This is a genomic window from Pseudonocardia xishanensis, from assembly GCF_039541715.1.
Taxonomy (GTDB): Bacteria; Actinomycetota; Actinomycetes; order Mycobacteriales; family Pseudonocardiaceae; genus Pseudonocardia; species Pseudonocardia xishanensis.
Genome location: NZ_BAABGT010000076.1, coordinates 26,680 through 45,719 on the forward strand (window position 1 = coordinate 26,680; position 19,040 = coordinate 45,719).

Here is a 19,040-nt window from a genome sequence, read left to right on the forward strand (position 1 = left end):
GCCGACGGAGTGGCGGTAGCGGCCGACGATCGCTACGCGCTCCTACTCCGCGTGATACGGGCCCTACGGACCCGCGACTGATCGACTCGTCGACCGCCACCCTTCACCCCTGTCGAGCCGTCGACGGAGTTGTCGGTCGATCCGACATCGCCGACCGCGTCACGGAAGCGGACGCTCAAAGCGATCAGCGTCTCGAGGTCGTCGTCGGTGAGCCCGGCGAAACCGTTGTTGGCGGCGATGATCACCGCGGAGGCGCGCTCGACGATCTGCCGTCCGCTCGTCGTCACCCTGGCCAGCACCACCCGCCGGTCGGAGTGATGAGGAACCCGCTCGACGTATTCGAACTCGACGAGCTTGTCCACGATCGACGTGACCGAGGCCGGATGGATCATGAGCCTCTCGCCGAGCTTGCTCAACGGCAGCTCGCTCTTGCGAGAGAAGGTCAGCAGCGTGAGCGCCTCGTAGCGGGCCAGCGTGAGCCCGAACTCGGCCAAGATGCCGTCCAGCCTGCCCAGCAGAAGCTGGGAGACTCTGAGAAGTTGAGTGGACGCCTCCGCCGCGAGGCCGCCTCCCCAACGTTCGTCCCAGTGGTCTCGCATCTCTCGGATGGGGTCGGTCATCTATTCCCCCGCGTGCTGCTCGAAGCGCCAACATCATAACTTTGGGGACCAGACTATCAGTGACGTGACCTATCAGGTCGCCGACACCTGATCCGTTCGTTCCACCACGATCGCTCTGACGGTGTCGTCGAGCTCGTGGGCGATCACGAGGCCGAAGACGCCGCCGGACGTACGCAGGCCGTTGATCACCGTGACGACCAGGCGCAGCCCGGAGGCGAGACCGGGTACCCCGAGTGCGAGGGCGCCACCGCGGGGGTTGACCAGGTCCTCGTGCACGCGAAAGCGCCGACCCCAGACCTCCGGGGCCTGCGAGAAGCGCTCGTCGATCTCGACGTGGTCCAGCTGCGACGTAAGCAGCCCGGCTCTGGCCAACGCCCGTGAGGTCACCCGTTCCTGCACCTCCCACACCGTGTCCGTCGTGCTCCGCTCGCCGACGGAGGCGAGAATCCTGGCCAGCGGCCGGAAGCCGAGCTCGACGGCCCGGTCCTCCGCGCACACCAGGAGGGCCGCGGCGCCGAACGCCGGCGGAGCGAGAGCGCTGGGGGGTCGGTCGGTCTCGAGCAGGGCGGCACTCCCCCCCGACCCGGCGCCGACCCGGACACTGAGTCGATCACGGTCGAATGCACCGACCTCGTCACGCTCAAGCACCCATCCGTTCGTCCCGGCGAGCACGACCGGCGCGATCTCGCCGACGAAGTCCCCCGCCGCGTCGGCCGCCACGGCCCGGGCGACGGAGCGGGCGACTGTGGAGGACACGGACTCCACTCCCATCGGGGCCACCGGGGGCGTCGAGGCCGGGAAGGGCGACTCCCGCCCCCTAACGGCGGCCACCAGGGTGAGAGGGGCGGAACCCACGCGGGCCCTTTCCTCCAGCGCTGTGGTGCCCGATGCCGACTGCAGGTCCACCGCCTTCGAGGCCAACGCCTCAACCGTGTTTCGAGCGGTGCCGCAGACGACGATCTCGTCGATCTGTTCGGGACGCGTCCGAGAACGTGTCAGAATCGCGTCGACGATCGGCGACAGGAGCTCGCCGACCCGGGTCCCGTCGGCGAGGCCACCCGCCTGGTCGAGCACGAGCGGTGCGCGAACCGCCTCGATGATCACGAGATGAGTACTCACCTGTCCTCCTTCCTCGGTACTTCCTCCCAGGCCAGCAGCGTGGGCCCCGACTGAGTCGGCACGAACCGCGCGACCACTACAGCGCCGATGGACACCGGTCGGGCGCCCGGCAGCAGCCGACCGGGCAGCCGTACCCCTTCCACCACGTCCACGAGCGCGATCACGTAAGGGGTCTCGGCCGCGAACGCCGGATGGAACGCACGGACGTACTCGACGTGGCTCCAGACTCGGCCCTCGCTCGGGAGCCGCTCCCACACCGCCGGCGAGCCGAGACACCGTGGACACGTCTCCGCGATGGGCCACCGCACCATGCCGCAGTCCCGGCAGCGCTGCGCGACGATCTCGTGTCGGTCGAGCGCGGCCCAGAACGGGCCCGACAACGGATCGTCGACATCGGGCATCGGCTTCGACACCGCGGCTGTCATCCGGACCGCCTCAGCGCCGTCGCGCCACACTTGGCGAAGCCGCCGCTCGAGCAGTAGAGCGCGGTCCGGGCCTCGACCTGTCGGTCTCCGCAGTCGCCCCGCAGTTGCCGGACCGCCTCGACCAGGTGCAGCCAGCCCCACATGTAGCTCTCCGACAGCTGACCACCGTTGGTGTTGACCGGCAGATCACCTCCCGGTCGGGTGTGTCCCTCGGCGAGGAACCCGCCGGCCTCGCCCTCCTTGCAGAAGCCGAAGGCCTCCAGGGCCTGCAGCACGGTGAGGGCGGTCGGTTCCTGCACGTAGAGCACGTCCACCTCGGCCGGGCCCACCCCGCTCTGCTCGTAGAGCCGCGAGGCGCAGCGGCCGAACATCGGTCGCATCAGGGCGTCCGGCTCCTCGTAGAGGGGTGCGTCCTGGGCCATGCCGACGATCTCGACCGCGGGATGGCCCAGGTCAGCCGCATGCTCGGTCGACGTCACGATCAACGCCACCCCGCCGTCCGAGATCATCGTGATGTCCGGGCGCCGCAGCGGTGCGACCATGTACGGCATCCGGAGGTACTCCGACATCGGCAGCGGGTCGGTGAAGACCGCCAATGGGTTCTTCTGCGCCCACTCCCGCTGGCCGACGGCGATCCACCCGAACTCCTCCTCGGTCAGCCCGTAGAGATGCTGGTACCTCCGCACCGCCATCGCGCTCGGGCCCGCGATGTGCAGGTAACCGGAGGCCGGCCCCAGCATGGACGCCGCGCTCGTGATGCTGAAATCGGTCCGGCCGGTGCGGTGGTTCGCGCCGTACACCAACGCGATCGTGGACGCGAAGCCCGCCCGGATGGCCATGACGGCGAGATGCAGGGAGAAGTTGCAGCTCCCGTACTCGAGGGTCGCCGAGTACTGGGGGCGGATACCCAACGCCGCCCCGATCTGCCAGTCCGTGCCGCTCCGGGTGCCGACCGGCTGGCAGGTGATGAGCCCGTCCAGATCGGACTTCTGGAGTCCCGCGTCCGCCAGGGCGAGGGCCACCGCTTCGACCGCGATGGAGTTGGCCGACCTTCCCGCCAGCTCTCCCTGGGCGGTGTGGGCCGCGCCCACGATCGCGACATCGGACACCGGACTACGAGGCCTTCGGCTCGCGAGGGTTGAACAGCCAGACATCCGCCCCGTCCGCCAACGCATCGCTCAGCTGGAGCGTCGCGCGCGCGGCGACCAGTGCCTGGACCGCGGCGGCGGGGTCACCCTGCAGCTCGTAGACGGCGAGGTTGCCGGTCGGGGGTTCCGCTGCGCCTCGGACACCCGCCGGGCTGAAGTCGTACCGGCGAGCCCCCACGAATCCGGGCAATGCCAGGATCTCGTCGAGATGGATCTCGTCATACCACCTGTGGTACTCGACCTCACGCCCGGGCACGGGGGCGGTGAACACCATCAACATCGGTCTGGGCTCGCTCATCTGTCCTCCTCGACGGGCATCGGCGACGATGCCCAGTACTGCTCCGCAGACGCCACCAGGGTGATCGCGTCCTCGTAGACGTCCGGCCTGACGACCCGGTTGTTGTGGTCGTGGGCGGCGGCCGCCCCGCTGTCGGGGAAGGTCTGCATGGCGATGCCGTGCCAGGGCACGGACCCCGCGCGGACGACGTAGGTGACGTACTCGGTGAAGCGGGGTCCCGCCCGGTGCACCAGCGGGACGTGCCGCTCCCGCCACCCGGTGGCGAACTGCTCCAGGGTGAGCCCGGGCTGACGGCGCGTCAGCCCGATCCGAGTGACTCCGACCCTCCCCTCCCCCGAACCGGCGTGCACCACGCGGTCACACACCGTCGTCGCCACGATCCCCTGCGGGAGCCCCGGGGCGTCGAGGCCTCCTCGCGGACCCTCGACCTCGAACAGTGCGGTCGCGCTGTCGGTCGACAGGCCGTGCAGGTTGTGGGGCCGCTGCACGCCGATCGGCGCCTCTACCGGCGTCAACCGGCGCGCGTGGCACGCCGCCCCGGCCTCGACGACGCCGGCGGCCACCGCCCAGGCGAGGAACTTCGGCCCGAGGGCCGCGGCCTCCCAGTCGGGGTCGTCGGTGAATGCGACCACCACCTCGGTCATGCGCGTCGCGCCCGCTCGGCCGCGTACTCCGCGATGGCCTTGTCCTGCGCGTTCCGGAACTCCGTGCTCGCCGACCGACGGGCGTCGAAGAGCTTGTCCCACTCCTCGGACGGGCGCGTCAGCTGCCCCGTGAACTCGGGCACGACCTGCTCGGCGAGAAGCGCCATGGAGTTCTGGATGTCCTCGGCGGTGGCGATGTCGTGGACCATGAGCAGGAGTGACCCGAACCCGCCGGTCTGCTTCACCAGCCGCTCGATCTGCTCACAGGCCATGGCGGGCGTCCCGATGACCAGCGAACCCGAGGCGTTGCGTTCGTCGATGATGTCGTCGATGTCCCGCTCCCGGAGCACCTCCTCGACGTCCTTCTCGGCGACCGGGGCGAACGGCCCGGTCGCGCCGATCCGGAGCATGTTCGCCAGACGGTCGCGCACCTGGGCGCGAGCCTCCTTCTCGGTGCGGGCGACGTGCATGAGCGTGACCAGCCGCCAGTCGGACCGGTCCACGGTCTGACCGAACTCGGCGGCCCGCTCCTCCATGATCTGCCAGGTCTCCTCGAGGAAGGCGAACCCGCCACTGGGGTCGGTCGCGGCCAGCGAGAGCAGGCCGGAGCCGAACCGGCCCGCCAAGCGGGGGCCTGAGGGGGAACGGGTGGCGGCGACGACGCTCTCGAGGCGCGGGCCCTGCAGCGGCCGGAGGTTCGTCCGCCCGTTCCGGAGCGTGAACCACTCCGTCTCCATGGTGACCGGCTCGTCGGTGTTCAGCAGGCGCCAGACGGCCTCGAACCCCTCCTCCAGCCGAGTCCGCTGCGTCGACGGGTCGATGCCCATCATGTGGGCGTCTCCGACGAGCGCACCGGGCCCGACGCCGAAGATGGCACGTCCGCGGCTCAGGTGGTCGAGGAAGAGCATCCGATCGGCCACCAGCAGCGGGTGGTGGTACGGGATGGAGGTCACGCCCGTGCCGAGCCGGATCCGGCTGGTCCGCTGCGCGGCGGCGGCGAGGAACATCTCGGGCGCCGGGACGATCTCGACCCCGCCGGAGTGGTGCTCGCCGAGGAAGACCTCGTCGAAGCCCAGTCGGTCCATCGCCTCGACCAGCTGCAGGTCGCGTTCGAGGGCGAGCGTCGGGTTGGTGGGGGGGAAGTGGTAGGGCGCCATGAAGGCGCCGAACTTCAGACGTCCGTCGGTCATCGACCTGTCTCCTTCGGTTGTGGGCGGCCCGTCACGGGATCTTCTCCGGCGGGAACGGCGCGTAGGGTCCACCCACGCGCTCACCGCTGAACTCGGACAGGAGCTGCAGGGCCATCGAGTAGTCCTGCGAGACCAGGCCGGTCAGCTTGTACCACTGGTTCAGCGCCTTCTTGGTGAAGCGCATCGCCGTGGCAGGACCGGCGGCGAGCCGCTTGGCGTAGGCCTCGGCGACGGCGAACGTCTCTCCGTCCGGGACCGCCCTGCTGACCAGACCGAGCCGCTCGGCCTCCGCCCCACCGAGCGCGTCGGAGGTGAGCAGGTAGAGCTTGGCCTTGCTCATACCGATCAGGAGCGGGAGGAGGGCGAGGGCTCCGTCACCGGCCGAGATCCCCAGCATCGTGTGCGGGTCGAAGAGCGTGGCGTCCTCGCTGACCACGGAGATGTCGGCCAGTAGGACCACGGCGAGGCCGGCACCCGCCGCGGTGCCCCGCACGGCGGCCACGACCGGCTTGGTGAAGGCGGCCATCTCGGTGACGATCCCGGAGCCCTCGCGCTCGAGCCGCTGGATCATCTCCCACAGCTGGTCACCGGCGAGTGGGGGCCGCCCGCTGGGCTTGCCGCTGAGGTAGAAGTCGCCGTCCTCCGGACCGGTGACGAGGACCGAGGCGATCTCCGGGTCGGCGTCGAACCGACGCCAGATGGTGGTCAGCTCCCGATGCTGGTGGCGCCTGGTCACCTCGTCACCCGGGCGGAACCGCAGCGAGACCGTGGCGACGCCCGCCGACACGTCGACGTGCACACCTTCGAGATCGGAGTAGCTCATGAGACACGTTCTCTCGGTCGGTCGACGGCAGGGGCCGTCGGCTGCAACAGGGTCGTCACCGCGGTCAGGGAGGGCTGGTCGGCAAGGGTGGAGAGGGCATCGAGCGCATCGGCGACCGCCTCCGGGGGCATCACCGTCTCCGCGTTCGCGGAGAACTTGGCCGCGAGCTCGTCCCAGGTCAAGGGATCCGCCTCGATCCCGTGAAGCGTCCGTCGCACGGGCTCCTCGGACTCCTCCCCCGGGTCTCCGGTCACCGACCGCAGCAGGCGCCCGTCGGCTGTCGTGAGAACCACGACGGCGTCGTGCCGCGCCCCGGTCCGCGTACCGTGCGTTCGCGCGAGGGACCGGGCGGTCCCATGGCGCTCGACGGCCTCGTCGGTGTAGCTGGCAGGGGTGATCGCACCGTCCATCACCGCGGCGACCACGTTGTAGGCGAGGGAGAACTTCGCCTGCAACCCCGACTCGGGCCAGGGGTAGACCAGCACCTCGTCGAGGTACTTCGCGTCCACGGTGACGTCGACGGCCGCCACGTCCGCCGCGTCGAGCCCGTGGCGGCGCATGAGCTCGACCACTCCATCGATGGCGTACTGGTTGGCGCCACAGCACGGGAAGGCCTTGAACCACAGGCCGCCCTCGATGGCCGGCGGTCGGGTGCCGAGCCCGGCCGTCAACCGGTCGCCGCCCTCGGGCCACACACCGCCGATGACGTCCGTCCAGCCGTAGCGACGCTCCAGGGCGTCATGAGCGGCGGTCATCCCCTCCGAGGCCAGGAAGGCGGCCCGGACTCCGCCCGCCGCGGCCGCCCCGGCGTGGTAGGGCTTCGTCATTGTGCCGAAGTTCGCGCGCAGGCCTGAGGAGGTCGACGCCGCGATGCCGAGAGCGTGTCCGACCCGGTCAGGATCCAGCCGCAGGAGCCGGGCCGCCGCAGCTGCTGCGCCGAAGATCCCGTACACGGGCGTGCCGTGGTAGCCGCGCGCATAGGGACCGGCGAGGTTGTCGGGCGACAAGGCGGCGAAACGGTGTGCCACCTCGTATCCCACGATCATCGACTCGACCAGGTCGCGCCCGGTGCCGCCGACGTGCTCCGCGACGGCGAGGGCCGCCGACATCACCACGGCGGTGGGATGGCCGATCCGCAGCCCGATGTCGTCGTAGTCCAGGGCGTGGGCCGCGGTTCCGTTCACCTCGGCCGCAGCGATCGCGCCCATCCGGAGGCCACCCCGCCCGAGTACCGCGGCAGGCCCGGGCACCGCCGCCTGAGACATCGCCATCCGACGCACCGCCGAGGCGGACGCCTCGTCGGCACCGAGCAGGGTCACCCCGGCGCAGTCCAGGAAGGCACGCACGGTCTGCTCGACCGCCCTCGGCGAGTCGACCCTCCCGTCGGCCACGAACTCGCCGAGCTCACGAGTGGCGCCCATGGGCCCCATCCCTGATGCGGTGGTGACGATCCACGTCGACCGTCGTGGTCATGGCTCAGACACCTGCTCCCACACGGGCTTCGCTGGCCAGCGGCACGCGAAGCATCAAGCGGGTGAAGCCGCGCAGCGTCCAGGACTGGTTGAAGCTGACCGGCTCGGCGAGCTCGAGGTTCGGGAACCGCCGGACCAGCTCCGTGAAGACCTCCTGGGCCTCGACCCGGGCGAAAGGGGCACCCAGACACAGGTGTCGGCCCTTGCCGAAGGCGATGTGCCTGTTCGGCTTGCGGGTGATGTCGAAGCGGTCGGGGTCGGGGAACTGCGCGGGGTCGCGGTCGGCGGCGACGAGGCAGCCCATGACCCGTTGCCCCTTCTTGATCGTGTGACCACCGAGCTCCGCGTCCTCCAGGGGGTAGCGGGCGAGCAGGTTCGTCGAGGGCGAGCAGTACCGCAGGACCTCCTCCACCGCGCCGGGAGCGTAGCTGTCGGGGTCCGAGGCGAGCAGGGCCCACTGCTCCCGCTCCTCCAGAAGCTTGTAGAGGCCGTTGCCGAGCAGATTGGCGGTCGTCTCATGACTGCCGAACATGATGTTGAAGACGTTGGCGACCATGACGTCCTGCTCGATGTCGCCGGCCGCCCGCGCGATCCGGAAGGCGTCGATGGCGTCCCGGCGGTCGTCTCCCGCTCCGTCCCGACCGGCGATGACGGCATCGACGTACTCGCCGAACTCCGTGAACATCGCGTCCGCTGACGCCTGGTCGGCCTCTGTCACCGTCGCGCCGTGCATGCGGGTGTAGCGCTCGACCCATTCACGCAGTTGCGGGATGTCCGAGGGCGGCAGGCCGATGATGTCGCAGGCGAGCAGCAGAGCGATTCGGTACGTCACCTGGCTCAGGAAGTCGAACTCGACGCCCGGCTCGATCCCCTCCAGGACGTCGGCGGCGATCTGGCGCATCTGGGGCCTGCGCTGCTCGGCGGCCTTGCCGTTGAACAGGCGCAGGGTGAGCTTGCGCAGCTGACCGTGCACCGGGTCGTCGTTGCGTTGGGGCATCATGTCCATCTGGCAGAAGCCGGGCCCCCGGCTGAGTGTGCCGGGCGGCATGTCCTCGGAGCTGAAGGTCGACGAGCTCCAGATCGGGTCCATGGTCAGCGCCGACACGTGGTCGTACCCGGTGACCAGCCATGCGTTGAGCCGAGGGGACCAGAACACGGGGTCCACCTCGCGGATGCGTCGGTAGATGTCGTGCGGGTCACCGGACTCCGAGTCGTGGATGAAGGTCAGGAGCTCACGTTCCAGGTCGCTCCGGGTGGTGTCGTTCACCAGGTCCTCTTCCTGCCTCACGCGATGGCGGTCGGGTTCAGATGACGCCGTCATCGGCGAGTTCCTTGATGTGCCGCGTGGCGAAACCGAGCAGCTCGCCCAGGACGTACTCGTTGTCCTCGCCGTAGTTCGGGGCTCCCCTGTCGAGGTAACCACCGATGTAGGGCGGGGTGGCGCTCATCTTGATCGGCATCTCCGGTACCGGCCAGGTGCCGATCTTGGTACCGGCCAGCTCGGTCAGCCACTGCAGATGGTCGAGCTGCGGGTCGCGTTCGCACCGGTCGGCCGCCGTCTGGCAGACACCGGCCCGCACCCCCGCCGTCTGCAGCCGGTACATCAGCTGGTAGGCGTCCTGCGTGCTGGTCCAGCCGGTCATCAGGTCGTCCAGCTCGTCCTGGTGGGCCAGCCGGGAGGCGAGAGTGGCGAACCGGGGGTCCCGGGTCCACTCCTCCCCGACCTGTCCCGCGAGCCGCGCCCACTCCTCGTCGTCGAAGCAGGCGATCGCGATCCACCGGTCTTTCCCAGCCGCTCGGTAGGCACCGTGCGGCGCGGCGGGTTTGAGGGGCGAGCGGTTGCCCGTCCGTTGCCACGCACGCCCGTTGACGTCCCAGTCCAGCAGAGGCACGCCGGTCAGGAAGATCCCCGTCTCGACCTGTGAGGAGTCGATCCACTGGCCCTCACCGGTTCGGTCGCGGTGATACAGCGCCGCGAGCATCGCCGTGGCGAAGCTGTAGGCCCCGATCCAGTCCAGGTAGGAGTACCCCCACCCGGCGGGCATCGCGGGCTCCGGGAGACCGGACATCTCGGTCGCGCCGGACAGCGCCGCCGCGATGGGCCCGACGACCCGCAGCCGGCCGAAGGTGCCGAGCTCACCCGCCCCGGACTGCTGCGCGTAGATGATGTCCGGCCGGATCTCGCACAGCTCGTCGTAGCCCAGGCCCCACCGCTTCATGACCCCCGGGGAGAAGCCCTCCGCGACGATGTCGGAGATCGAGACGAGCCGACGGGCGATGTCGAGACCGCGGGGATCCCGGACGTTCAGCGAGAGCCCGCGCTTCCCCGCGTTCTTGTTGTTGAACTGACCGCCCATGTCCGGGTCGGTGACGCCCTGCAGCGGGCCGGTCGCCGCGGCGCGGGCGGCGCGGCCGCCGACCGGCGCCATCGCACCGAGCCGGGTGTCGGGATGGGCCGCCCACTCGACCTTGAGCGACTCCGCGCCCAACGCGCTCAGGAACCTCGTCGCCCCGGCGGAGGCCAGGAACCAGGAGAAGTCGAGGATCCGCACCCCTTCCAGCGGCAGCGGCAACCCCCGTCGGGAGGGACGGGTCGCCGGGACGACGCCTCGGGGCGTGGTCACCGCCGGACGGACGGACCGACCGAGAGCCGTGTCCTGATGCTCACCCAGCCGAGGCGACCAACCGCCCGTCGACCATCCGGTGACGTTCGACACCCACTTCGACACCGGATACGGCACGGACCGCCCGAGAGCGGGGTGCTCGGCCCGGGCGAACGTTCCCCTGGCCTGCCAGTGCTCGTCCGCGAGGTTCTCGTGCGGCTTGCGGACCGGCGCGCACACCAGACCGACCTTCTGTGCGTCTCGCCAGGGGAAGTCCGCGTAGGTGTACTTGCGGGCCATCCGCTGCAGGCCGTCCGCCGCACGGGCCGCCGCCATCGGGTCGGCGCCGCCGGAACCGGGGATCTGCCTGCCGACCTCCTTGGTGGTGGCCTCCCTAGCGATGTCGTGCGGGATGCCGTGGTCGTCGAGAAAGGCCGCCAGCGCACGGTGGTCCTTCTGCCCCAGGAGGGTCATGGTGAACCAGCGCCCGTCCTGGGTGTGGGCGATGGTCGGGCTGACGGTGACCTGCTCCGCAGCGTGCCGGGCCGTCTGCCGCAGCATCTCGGCACGCCGCATCACCCAGTTCATGAGGTCCAGCTCGGTGTTCTTCGCGACCGCCTCATGGATGGCGCAGGACACCAGCTGACCCGATCCGCCACGGTCGCGGTGCAGCAGGGCGGCGAGAATGCCCATCACCAGCTGGTCGCCCGCGATGTGGTAAGAGTGCCAGAGCTGTGGCGCCATCGGAGCCAGCCCGTAGTGCCCGTCGGGGTCCGGGTCGTAGCCGCAGTTCGACATCGGACCGCCGAGGGCGAGGTGCACCAGGTCCGAACCGAGGAAGTGCGACCACGGCCCGTCGTCGCCGAAGTCCGTCATGCGGGCGTGCACGAGGGCCGGGTAGTGATCCACGATCTCGTCGGTCGTCAGACCGAGGTACTCCGCGGTCAACGCCCCCGCACCGTCGACCAGCACGTCGCAGGATGCGAGCAGGGTGCGCAGGGCGGCACGGTCTCCCGCGTCCCCGGGATCGAGGATGATCGACTGCTTCCCCCGGTTGTAGCTCCAGAAGTGCAGCGACTGCTCGGGATCGGGACGATCGTCGACGAAGGGCCCGATCCCCCGGGTCGGGCTCCCGCCCGGGGGTTCGATCTTGACGACCTCCGCTCCGAGGGAGCGGAGCATCAGCCCGACGTACTCGGCACGTTCGTCCGCCACCTCCACGACCCGGATGTGCTGCAGTGTTGTTCGGTCCGGCGTTGCTCGGTCCGGCGCAGTGCTGCCTGGCGACACGACTAGGCCTCGCTTCGTGACGACTCGGTCAGAAGGGCAGGTTGTAGAGCCGGATCGCGTTCTCCGACATGACCTTGCGCGTCGCCTCCGGGCCCCAGGGCTCCAGAACCTTCAGGGCGTGCTCGACCGGTGACGGGTACAGGCACGTGGGGTGTGGGAAGTCGCTCTCGAACATGACGTTGTCGAACCCGATGATGTCGAGCATGCGCCCCGGACCGGACTCCTCGAACCAGAAGCAGCCGTGGACCTGTCGACGGAAGAGCTCGGTGGGCGAGGGCTGGCCCCATTCGCGGCCGTCGAGCGAGGACTCCAGCAGCTGGTACTCGAGGCGCTCGAGGACGTACGGCATCCAGCCGACACCGCTCTCGACCGACACGAAGTTGACGTTCGGGTGTCGAACCAGGAGGTCGCCGGCGAGGAGGTTCGCCAGGACCTTCGAGTTGTGCAGCTCGATCAGCACGCTGCCGACCACCCAACGCGGCACGTCGGCGAGGCCGGGCCAGGAGCCCTTGTTGAACGCCTCGATGCCGAAGTCGCTCGCTCCCACGTGGAAGTTGACCGGCATCTTCAGCTCGGCCGCGGCCTCGAACATCGGGTCCCAGTGGTGGTCGGTGAGGTCCGGGAGCTTCCCACTGCTGTGCGGCTCGCTGCTCGTGGTGATGCCTCGCAGCCCCATGCCGTGGGCCCGGTGCATCTCCTCGACGGCCGCATCGATGTTCCAGAACGGGATGAGCGCCATCGGGAAGAGCCGCTCACCGGACTCGACCTGCATCTCCGCCACGGCGTCGTTGTAGACCTTCACGATGACCATGGCGAGGTCCTGGTCCTCGAGCTGGATCAGCTTGTGCGCACCGAAGCCCGTGAGGTTCGGGTACATGATGTGCGCCCAGATGTGCTGGTTGTCCATCACCTCGAGCCGCGCCTTGACGTCGTACGATCCGGGGTGGATCTTGTCGATCGGCATGCTGTCGTTCTGCATGTCCCAGTCGAGGAGCGCCTGCTTCGTCCCGTCCTTCCGAATGACGCTGCCTGCGCCGGCCCGAGGGTAGAGGAGGTCGCCGTCGTTGTAGACCCAGCACTCGCCGCCCTTGCCGTCCGGGACGACGTGCGGGACGCGATCGCGGTAGGAGGCCGGAACCCGGGAGGTCCAGAGATCATGCGGCTCCGAGTAGTGCGTGTCGGCATCGACCACCTTCATGCCCTCGAGTCCGTTGGTGAAGATCGAGTCGACCATGCTGGGTCCTCTCCTATGAGGTTGCAGCGCCCTGGGCCATGCTGCCCGGCCCGGCACGACCTGCCTGGTGGATGTCTGCCGCCAATTTAGTTAGATGGCAGACTTTTGGCAAGGCTGGAATCTGGCTGGGGCGGCCCGTCCCCACGTTCCCGGCGGCGGGCCGGCCGGTGTCATCCGTTCTCCACCACGGCCGTTCGGCCGCAGGTGAAGTGCTTCGACCCAGCTGTCGGTCTGGAACGCGGGGCCTCCGTTGCCGACGCTGCGTTCCAGGAGCCCTTCCGGTGCGGTCGTGAGGAGCCGATGGTTGGGGCTTCGATAATGCTGGTCACGTCGTCGCCGCAGGGTCCCGCGGATGGTCCGACTCTGTCGTCGTCCGCGGCCCTTCACCGAGGAAGACGAAGCACCGAGACTCCACCGGTCCGACGATCAGCCCGGCCGTCGGCGATCGGAAGTGGGAGCCGAAGACCACGGCGGCGCTGTTGGCGTACCGCTCGACGAAGTCTCGCCGCGTACGCAGGGCAACGAGTGGATCGTCGTCCGCACGGGTGGACCAGTCCGGTCGCGCGCACTGCACCGGGTCGTGGAGCACGTCCCCGGTGATCACGGCGACCTCAGCCTCGGACTCCACCCTGACACTCATGTGTCCGACGGTGTGCCCGGCGGTCGGGTCCAGCCACACCTCCGGGATGACCTGTCGCGCGCCCTCGACCCAGTCGACGCGGTCCGCGTCGACGAGCGGCGCGATGCTGTCGCCGACGCACCGAGCGTGCTCGGCACCCGGCAGCTCGACGAGGTGCTCATACTCTTCCCGCGACACCAGGTAGCGGGCGTTCGGGAACGTCGGCACCCAGCCGCTCGGAGACGACACGGTGTTGCCGCCGACGTGGTCGATGTGGAGGTGCGTGTTCACGACGATGTCGACGTCCGACGCCGTCACCCCTACCCGCGCCAGCTCCCGCAGGAGGACGCCACCGGTCCGCCGATGCCACCGGGGCCATCGCGGTCGGTCCTTGCCGTCGCCGACGGCGGTGTCGATGAGGACCGTGCTCTCCGGGGTTCGGATGAGGAAGCACTGCACCACGAACTCGAGACGGTCGTATTCCTGCCGTGGCGCGCTGCGACACGCGCGCGCCTCGGCTTGCGCCCACTCGGCCGGGGCGGCGTCGGGAAAGACGACCGAGCGGTCGAAGCTTGCCGTACTTTCGACGATCGGTGTCACGGTGGCGCGTCCGACCCCGTGAACGGTCACTGTGCCTCCTTCTCGGCGCCCGGCACCGCGGCCATCGGGGCCGCGGCCGCTCAGGACTGCGGGAGCCTGCCGGTCGCGACTGCGCCCGAGAACGCGGGGGACAGAGACTCCTCCGGAAAGCGCGGCACCGGCATCGGCGCGCCATGGACAGCGTCGACCCTGGGCCCGACCCGGTCAGCGACGTGCTCCAGGGCTTGACGGTCGAAGCCGTACACCGTGGCGGGGGTGTCGGTGAGGATGCTCCTGGTCTCCGCGTACGTCATCGAGCCGAACGCCATCTGCAGGGCCTGGATGCTGAACGGGTAGGTCCCCTCGCTGTGGGGATAGTCCGATCCCCACATGACGCGGTCGACGCCGATCTGGCGGCTGACCGGCGCCTCCGCCGCCGACATGAAACTCGCACCCAGATAACAGTTGGTGGCCAAGTACTCGCTCGGCCGGCGCCGAAGGGCGTTCGCCGCCGCTCCGGCGAACGTATTCGCCAACGTCCCGTCCATACGGGCGGACCCGTACACGGCGTCCAGCTCACGCAGATGTGCGGGCACCCATTCGATCCCCGCTTCGGTCAGCACGAACATCAGCGTGGGAAACCGGTCGAAGACACCACCGAAAACAAGATGGGCGAGCGCCCGGCGGGTGAAGAATCGCCCTTCGATCAGCCCGATCGCCGTGATGGCCGGGTCGCCCTCCACCGTGGGGTCGCCCGGCAAGGAAGCATGCCGGTGAACGGGCATCCCCAGCTCAGCGCAGACCGCCCACAGTGGGTCATAGCTCGCGTGATATACCGGCGCCAGCTGGACGAGCGAGTCGGCCGGGAGCAGGATTCCCCCGGTCAGCCCGGCTTCCTTCGCCCAGCGGACCTCGGCGACCGCGTCGTCGACGTCGTTGAGGAACACCTGAGCAACACCGGCCCGCCTGCCGGGAACGTCCGAGCAGAACTCCGCGAGCCAGCGGTTGTGGGCACGCAGGCCTGCCCAGCGTCGCTCGTACTCCCTACGGCTGGACGGTGCAGCGGCGGTGAACACACCCGATGGGAAGAACGGCGGAGTCGTGTTGGGGAAGATCACCTCTGCGACGATCCCGTCGTCCTCGAGTTGGCGCATCCGCTGCCCGCTGTCCCAGTTCGCGGACGAGCTCGCGGAGGCGACACCGATGGTGAACTCGGCAGGATCCGCGTCGACCGAGACCCAGGGGTCCGAGAATGCGTTGACCCAGTCATCGAACTCCGAATGCCATTCCGCCTCGAGGTATCGGCGATAGGTGCTGATCTCGGCGCCGGCGTGACAGTCGGCCGAGATGACGGTGTACTTCTGGAACTCTTCCACGGCGAACAACCTCACTACGTTGTGGACGTGCTGCCCGTGCTGATCTCTATTGCTCAGGTGTAGACGTAGAATCCCGCTGCTGCCTTACGGCCGAACTTCCCCGCGGCCACCATCCGGCGCAGCAACGGCGGAGCCGCGTAGAGCGGTTCCTTGAACTCCTCGTACATCGACGCGGCGACGGCCGCGATGGTGTCCAACCCGATGAGATCGCACAGCTTGAGCGGCCCCATCGGGTGCGCGCAGCCCAAGACCATCCCGCTGTCGATGTCGTCGCGGCTCGCGGTGCCTGCCTCCACCATCCGGATCGCCGCGAGCAGGTAGGGCACCAGCAACGCGTTCACGACGAACCCCGCTCGGTCCTGTGCGCGGATCGGGTGCTTGCCGAGCATCCTCGCGAACCGGTCGGCACTTCGAATCGTGTCCGGCGATGTCGTGAGCGCGGGGATGATCTCGACCAACTGCTGGACCGGGGCGGGGTTGAAGAAGTGGATGCCGACGACTCGATCCGGTCTGCCCGTGGCCACCGCCAGGGTCACCAGCGGGATCGACGACGTGTTGGAAACCAAGATGGCCGCGGGTCCCAGCACCTTGTCCAAGGCGGCGAAGATGTCGGTCTTCACCCCTTCGTCCTCGACGACCGCCTCAATCACCAGGTCGCAGTCGGCGAGGTCGTCGAGCTCGGTGGTGTAGCTGACCCGCGCCGCAGCGGCATCCCGGTCAGTCCGGTCGAGCTTGCCGCGGCCCACAGCTCGATCCAGCGAGGCCGCCAGCCGGGTGCGCCCCGCGTCGAGCAACTCGGGAGCAGACTCGGCGACCCGGACGTCGAGTCCCGACCGCGCACACACCTCCGCGATACCGGCGCCCATCTGGCCGCAGCCCACCACACCGACCCGAGCAATCTTCACCGTCTGGTCTCCCCCATCGTCAGCAGTCATCGGTCGCCCTTCCCTGCTCGGTCACGGCGGCCGCGAGACGCCGCCACTCGTCCATCGGGACCTGCCGCCGTTCGCTCACGACGTTGAGACAGACATGGTCCGCGCCGGCCTCCCTGAGCTCGCGGACCCGTCCCGCCACCTGGTCCACCGATCCCCATGCGACGATCGCATCGACCAGCCGGTCCGAGCCCCCGTCGACGAAGTCGTCATCGGTGAAGCCCATCCGCCGGAAGTTCCGGACATAGTTGTCCAGGCCCATGTACAGGGCGACCGCGGCCCGCGCCTGCGCCCGGTCCGACTGCAGGCAGACCAGGAGGGCCGGACAGATCAGCGGTCGGGGACCCAACGCCTCCCGAGCCGCCGCGACCGCCTCGCCGGTGACGAGATAGGGATGGATCCCGTCCGCGGCCTCTCCCGCGAGGCGCTGCATCCGCGGGCCCAGTGCCCCGAGAAGACGCGCAGGCGCAGGATCCACTAGCGGACCCTGGTACGGCGCCGAGTGCATCGCCCGCAGATACGACTCCATAGCCCCGAGCGGGCGCGCATATGCATGCCCTCTGACTCCCGCGACGAGTGGCGCATGACTGACACCGAGGCCGAGGACGACCCGGCGGGGGAACAGTTCGGTCAGGCTCGTCGCCGCCGCCGACATGGCAACCGCGTCCCTGGCCCAGATGTTCGCTATCCCGGTGGCACCGACCAGCCGTCGGGTCGCCGAGAGCAGGGTGTAGAGCTGCACGAACACGTCCCGGCCCGACGACTCCGGAATCCACACGGCACCGAAACCGAGTGCCTCCAGCTCCGCCCCGACATCACGGACCCGCTCCACCGACACAGAGTCCAACGTCCCCGTCCAGATTCCCACACCCGGCGGGACCCAACGCTCGACTCGGCCACCCACCCCGCCGTCAGCCTCCTCTGCAGCACTCATCGTTTGTTACTCTGGCATCCAATGTTCTGGTAGGCAATGTTCACCCGACAAACCGAATGGCTCGCCGCAAAGTTCTGGCCCGGCCACTGTCGGCCGCGCGGCGCGGACAGCCACTGAACATGTCACCGAGCAGAGAGGCACGGGAGCATGGACGCGACGACGGAGCACGAACTCCGACAGATGCTCGACCGTCAGCAGATCCTGGACTGCATCCACCGGTACACGCGCGGGATAGACCGGTTCGACCGCGAGCTGATGCTCTCCGCCTACCACGAGGACGCCTTCGACGACCACGGCGTCTTCCAAGGCAATCCGGAGGAGTTCGCCGACTGGGTCTACGACATGCACAGGCGCCGCCACACGCTCCACCAGCACTACGTCACGAACCACACGTGCCAACTCGCGGGCGACACGGCCCACACCGAGACCTACTTCCTGCTGCTCGCGCACAACACCAGCGGGTCCCCGATCAGCATGCACGGCGGCCGCTACCTCGACCGCTTCGAGCGGCGAGGCGGCCGCTGGGCCATCGCCGCTCGCGCGGTGACCTCGGAGTGGACCGGCGAGGTGCCCACGATCCAGGGCGCGCAGCTGCCGCGCACGGCGCCGGGCGCAGTGCTGCGCGGGCCCGGGGACGTGTCGTATGCACGACCGCTTAACCGGCAGACGGCGGCGGCAACCCTTGAGAACAGGTGACTGTGGCCCGGTCCGACATCAGTCAGGCCGGTCCGCGGAGCACCAGCGTTCGGGGTGCGGACCAGGAGCGACGATCGCCGTCATCACCTCGTGTGGTCTCGGCGTGGCGAGGGTCCAGACCATGGTGGTGCCACTTCTGTCACTCTTCCCCCGGTTACCCGGGGTCGGCTCCTCGACGGGGACCTGGTTGGTCACCAGCACCCTGGTCGCCGGCGCGATCTCCGCTCCCATGCTCGGCCGCCTCGGCGACCTGTACGGCTAGCGCGGAGTGCTGATCGCCGCCTTCTGCGTCGTCGTCGGCTCGACGACCGGTGCGGCGACACCGAACTTCACGGTGCTGCTGGTCGTGCGCGCCCTGCAGGGCGCGTGGCTCGGCTTATCGCCCTTGGGAATCAGCCCAACGCGCGACGTGCTGCCCGCCGAGCGGGTGGGCAACGGTGTGGGGCTCGTGAGCTCGTCCCTCGGCATCGGGGCGCCATCAGGCTACCGATCGCGGGGCCGGTCACTGAGAGCAGCAGCTGGCGGTGACTCTGCGCGGGCAACGCAGTCGTCCAGGTCGTTTCTGGTTCTTGTTCTCGAGTCGCCGATCCAGGCTCCCGGCCGGTTCGACTGGGTCGGCGCGGGCGGTCTCGCGATCGGTCCGGTCTGCTTCCTGATCACCCTCATCGAAGGGCGACGAATGTAACTGGTCGAGCCCGATGGTGGTCGGCCCGTTCGCCGCATGTCTCCTCGTTCTCACGGCGTGCGAGGCGCACGGTTCGGTAAGTCGCTGATCACAGCCGGCCCGGTCCTGCTCCCGGTCGGAGGGCCAATGCTGTTTCGTCTCGGCCACCGCCGGTGCGATCGGAGCGGCCCACGCCTACTCGGCGATCCCCCTGCCAATCCTGTGCGTGGTCCCCGAGACCGCGGGATCCAAACAGTGTGAACACCTTGATATGCCAGATCGGCACTTCGACTTGCATTGCGGTCGTCGCCGCGGTGACCGCGACCGTCGTCATGAACGTCGGCAGGAGAGCTATCCCGCGGGAGCGGTCTACT

At 69.3% G+C, this 19,040-nt stretch carries 19 protein-coding genes; 3 read left to right on the plus strand and 16 right to left on the minus strand.

Annotated features, from left to right (window positions below):
- Positions 1-32 precede the first annotated feature (32 nt).
- The 16 genes from ABD993_RS25270 to ABD993_RS25345 form a co-directional block, all read right to left on the minus strand.
- Positions 33-620: a MarR family winged helix-turn-helix transcriptional regulator gene (locus tag ABD993_RS25270; RefSeq protein ID WP_345423426.1), complete on the minus strand. Its 588-nt coding sequence runs from the start codon at positions 618-620 to the stop codon at positions 33-35.
- A gap of 72 nt (positions 621-692) precedes the next feature.
- Positions 693-1,739, minus strand: a complete 1,047-nt coding sequence (locus tag ABD993_RS25275) for a beta-ketoacyl-[acyl-carrier-protein] synthase family protein (RefSeq protein ID WP_345423429.1) — start codon at positions 1,737-1,739, stop codon at positions 693-695.
- The gene (locus ABD993_RS25280; RefSeq protein WP_345423432.1) at positions 1,736-2,164 is read right to left on the minus strand and encodes a Zn-ribbon domain-containing OB-fold protein; all 429 of its coding nucleotides are present in this window, start codon (positions 2,162-2,164) and stop codon (positions 1,736-1,738) included. Before ABD993_RS25280 ends, ABD993_RS25275 begins: the two co-directional genes overlap by 4 nt.
- Positions 2,161-3,273 carry a thiolase family protein gene (locus ABD993_RS25285; RefSeq protein WP_345423435.1) on the minus strand — a complete coding sequence of 371 codons (1,113 nt, stop codon included), beginning with the start codon at positions 3,271-3,273 and terminating at the stop codon, positions 2,161-2,163. The genes ABD993_RS25280 and ABD993_RS25285 overlap by 4 nt, the downstream gene beginning before the upstream one ends.
- Before the next feature lie 4 nt (positions 3,274-3,277).
- Positions 3,278-3,610 carry a hypothetical protein gene (locus tag ABD993_RS25290; RefSeq protein WP_345423438.1) on the minus strand — a complete coding sequence of 111 codons (333 nt, stop codon included), beginning with the start codon at positions 3,608-3,610 and terminating at the stop codon, positions 3,278-3,280.
- The gene (locus ABD993_RS25295) at positions 3,607-4,254 is read right to left on the minus strand and encodes a hypothetical protein (protein ID WP_345423441.1); all 648 of its coding nucleotides are present in this window, start codon (positions 4,252-4,254) and stop codon (positions 3,607-3,609) included. Before ABD993_RS25295 ends, ABD993_RS25290 begins: the two co-directional genes overlap by 4 nt.
- The gene (locus tag ABD993_RS25300; protein WP_345423444.1) at positions 4,251-5,444 is read right to left on the minus strand and encodes an LLM class flavin-dependent oxidoreductase; all 1,194 of its coding nucleotides are present in this window, start codon (positions 5,442-5,444) and stop codon (positions 4,251-4,253) included. Before ABD993_RS25300 ends, ABD993_RS25295 begins: the two co-directional genes overlap by 4 nt.
- Before the next feature lie 31 nt (positions 5,445-5,475).
- The gene (locus ABD993_RS25305; RefSeq protein ID WP_345423447.1) at positions 5,476-6,267 is read right to left on the minus strand and encodes an enoyl-CoA hydratase-related protein; all 792 of its coding nucleotides are present in this window, start codon (positions 6,265-6,267) and stop codon (positions 5,476-5,478) included.
- On the minus strand, positions 6,264-7,688 hold the full coding sequence (locus tag ABD993_RS25310) for an MmgE/PrpD family protein (RefSeq protein ID WP_345423450.1): 1,425 nt from the start codon (positions 7,686-7,688) through the stop codon (positions 6,264-6,266). The genes ABD993_RS25305 and ABD993_RS25310 overlap by 4 nt, the downstream gene beginning before the upstream one ends.
- A 55-nt stretch (positions 7,689-7,743) precedes the next feature.
- Positions 7,744-9,027 carry a cytochrome P450 gene (locus tag ABD993_RS25315; RefSeq protein ID WP_345423453.1) on the minus strand — a complete coding sequence of 428 codons (1,284 nt, stop codon included), beginning with the start codon at positions 9,025-9,027 and terminating at the stop codon, positions 7,744-7,746.
- A 16-nt stretch (positions 9,028-9,043) separates the two neighbouring features.
- Positions 9,044-11,632, minus strand: a complete 2,589-nt coding sequence (locus ABD993_RS25320) for a CaiB/BaiF CoA-transferase family protein (protein ID WP_345423456.1) — start codon at positions 11,630-11,632, stop codon at positions 9,044-9,046.
- A 28-nt stretch (positions 11,633-11,660) separates the two neighbouring features.
- Positions 11,661-12,866 carry an amidohydrolase family protein gene (locus tag ABD993_RS25325; RefSeq protein WP_345423460.1) on the minus strand — a complete coding sequence of 402 codons (1,206 nt, stop codon included), beginning with the start codon at positions 12,864-12,866 and terminating at the stop codon, positions 11,661-11,663.
- Between the two features lie 325 nt (positions 12,867-13,191).
- The gene (locus tag ABD993_RS25330) at positions 13,192-14,115 is read right to left on the minus strand and encodes an MBL fold metallo-hydrolase (protein WP_345423463.1); all 924 of its coding nucleotides are present in this window, start codon (positions 14,113-14,115) and stop codon (positions 13,192-13,194) included.
- 50 nt (positions 14,116-14,165) lie between these two features.
- Positions 14,166-15,440, minus strand: coding sequence for an amidohydrolase family protein (locus ABD993_RS25335; protein ID WP_345423466.1), 1,275 nt, complete (start codon positions 15,438-15,440; stop codon positions 14,166-14,168).
- Between the two features lie 53 nt (positions 15,441-15,493).
- Positions 15,494-16,375, minus strand: a complete 882-nt coding sequence (locus ABD993_RS25340) for a 3-hydroxybutyryl-CoA dehydrogenase (protein ID WP_345423469.1) — start codon at positions 16,373-16,375, stop codon at positions 15,494-15,496.
- Positions 16,365-17,306 (minus strand): TIGR03620 family F420-dependent LLM class oxidoreductase, encoded by a 942-nt coding sequence (locus ABD993_RS25345; protein WP_345423472.1) that lies wholly within the window; start codon positions 17,304-17,306, stop codon positions 16,365-16,367. The genes ABD993_RS25340 and ABD993_RS25345 overlap by 11 nt, the downstream gene beginning before the upstream one ends.
- 147 nt (positions 17,307-17,453) lie before the next feature.
- Here ABD993_RS25345 and ABD993_RS25350 point away from each other — a divergent pair, with 147 nt between their 5' ends.
- The 3 genes from ABD993_RS25350 (at position 17,454) to ABD993_RS25360 (ending at position 18,687) form a co-directional block, all read left to right on the plus strand.
- Entirely contained in the window at positions 17,454-18,002 is a 549-nt protein-coding gene (locus tag ABD993_RS25350; RefSeq protein WP_345423475.1) for a nuclear transport factor 2 family protein, read from the plus strand.
- Positions 18,003-18,105: 103 nt separating this feature from the next.
- Positions 18,106-18,264 (plus strand): hypothetical protein, encoded by a 159-nt coding sequence (locus ABD993_RS25355; RefSeq protein WP_345423478.1) that lies wholly within the window; start codon positions 18,106-18,108, stop codon positions 18,262-18,264.
- Positions 18,265-18,270: 6 nt separating this feature from the next.
- Positions 18,271-18,687, plus strand: coding sequence for a hypothetical protein (locus tag ABD993_RS25360; RefSeq protein ID WP_345423481.1), 417 nt, complete (start codon positions 18,271-18,273; stop codon positions 18,685-18,687).
- Positions 18,688-19,040: the final 353 nt, after the last annotated feature.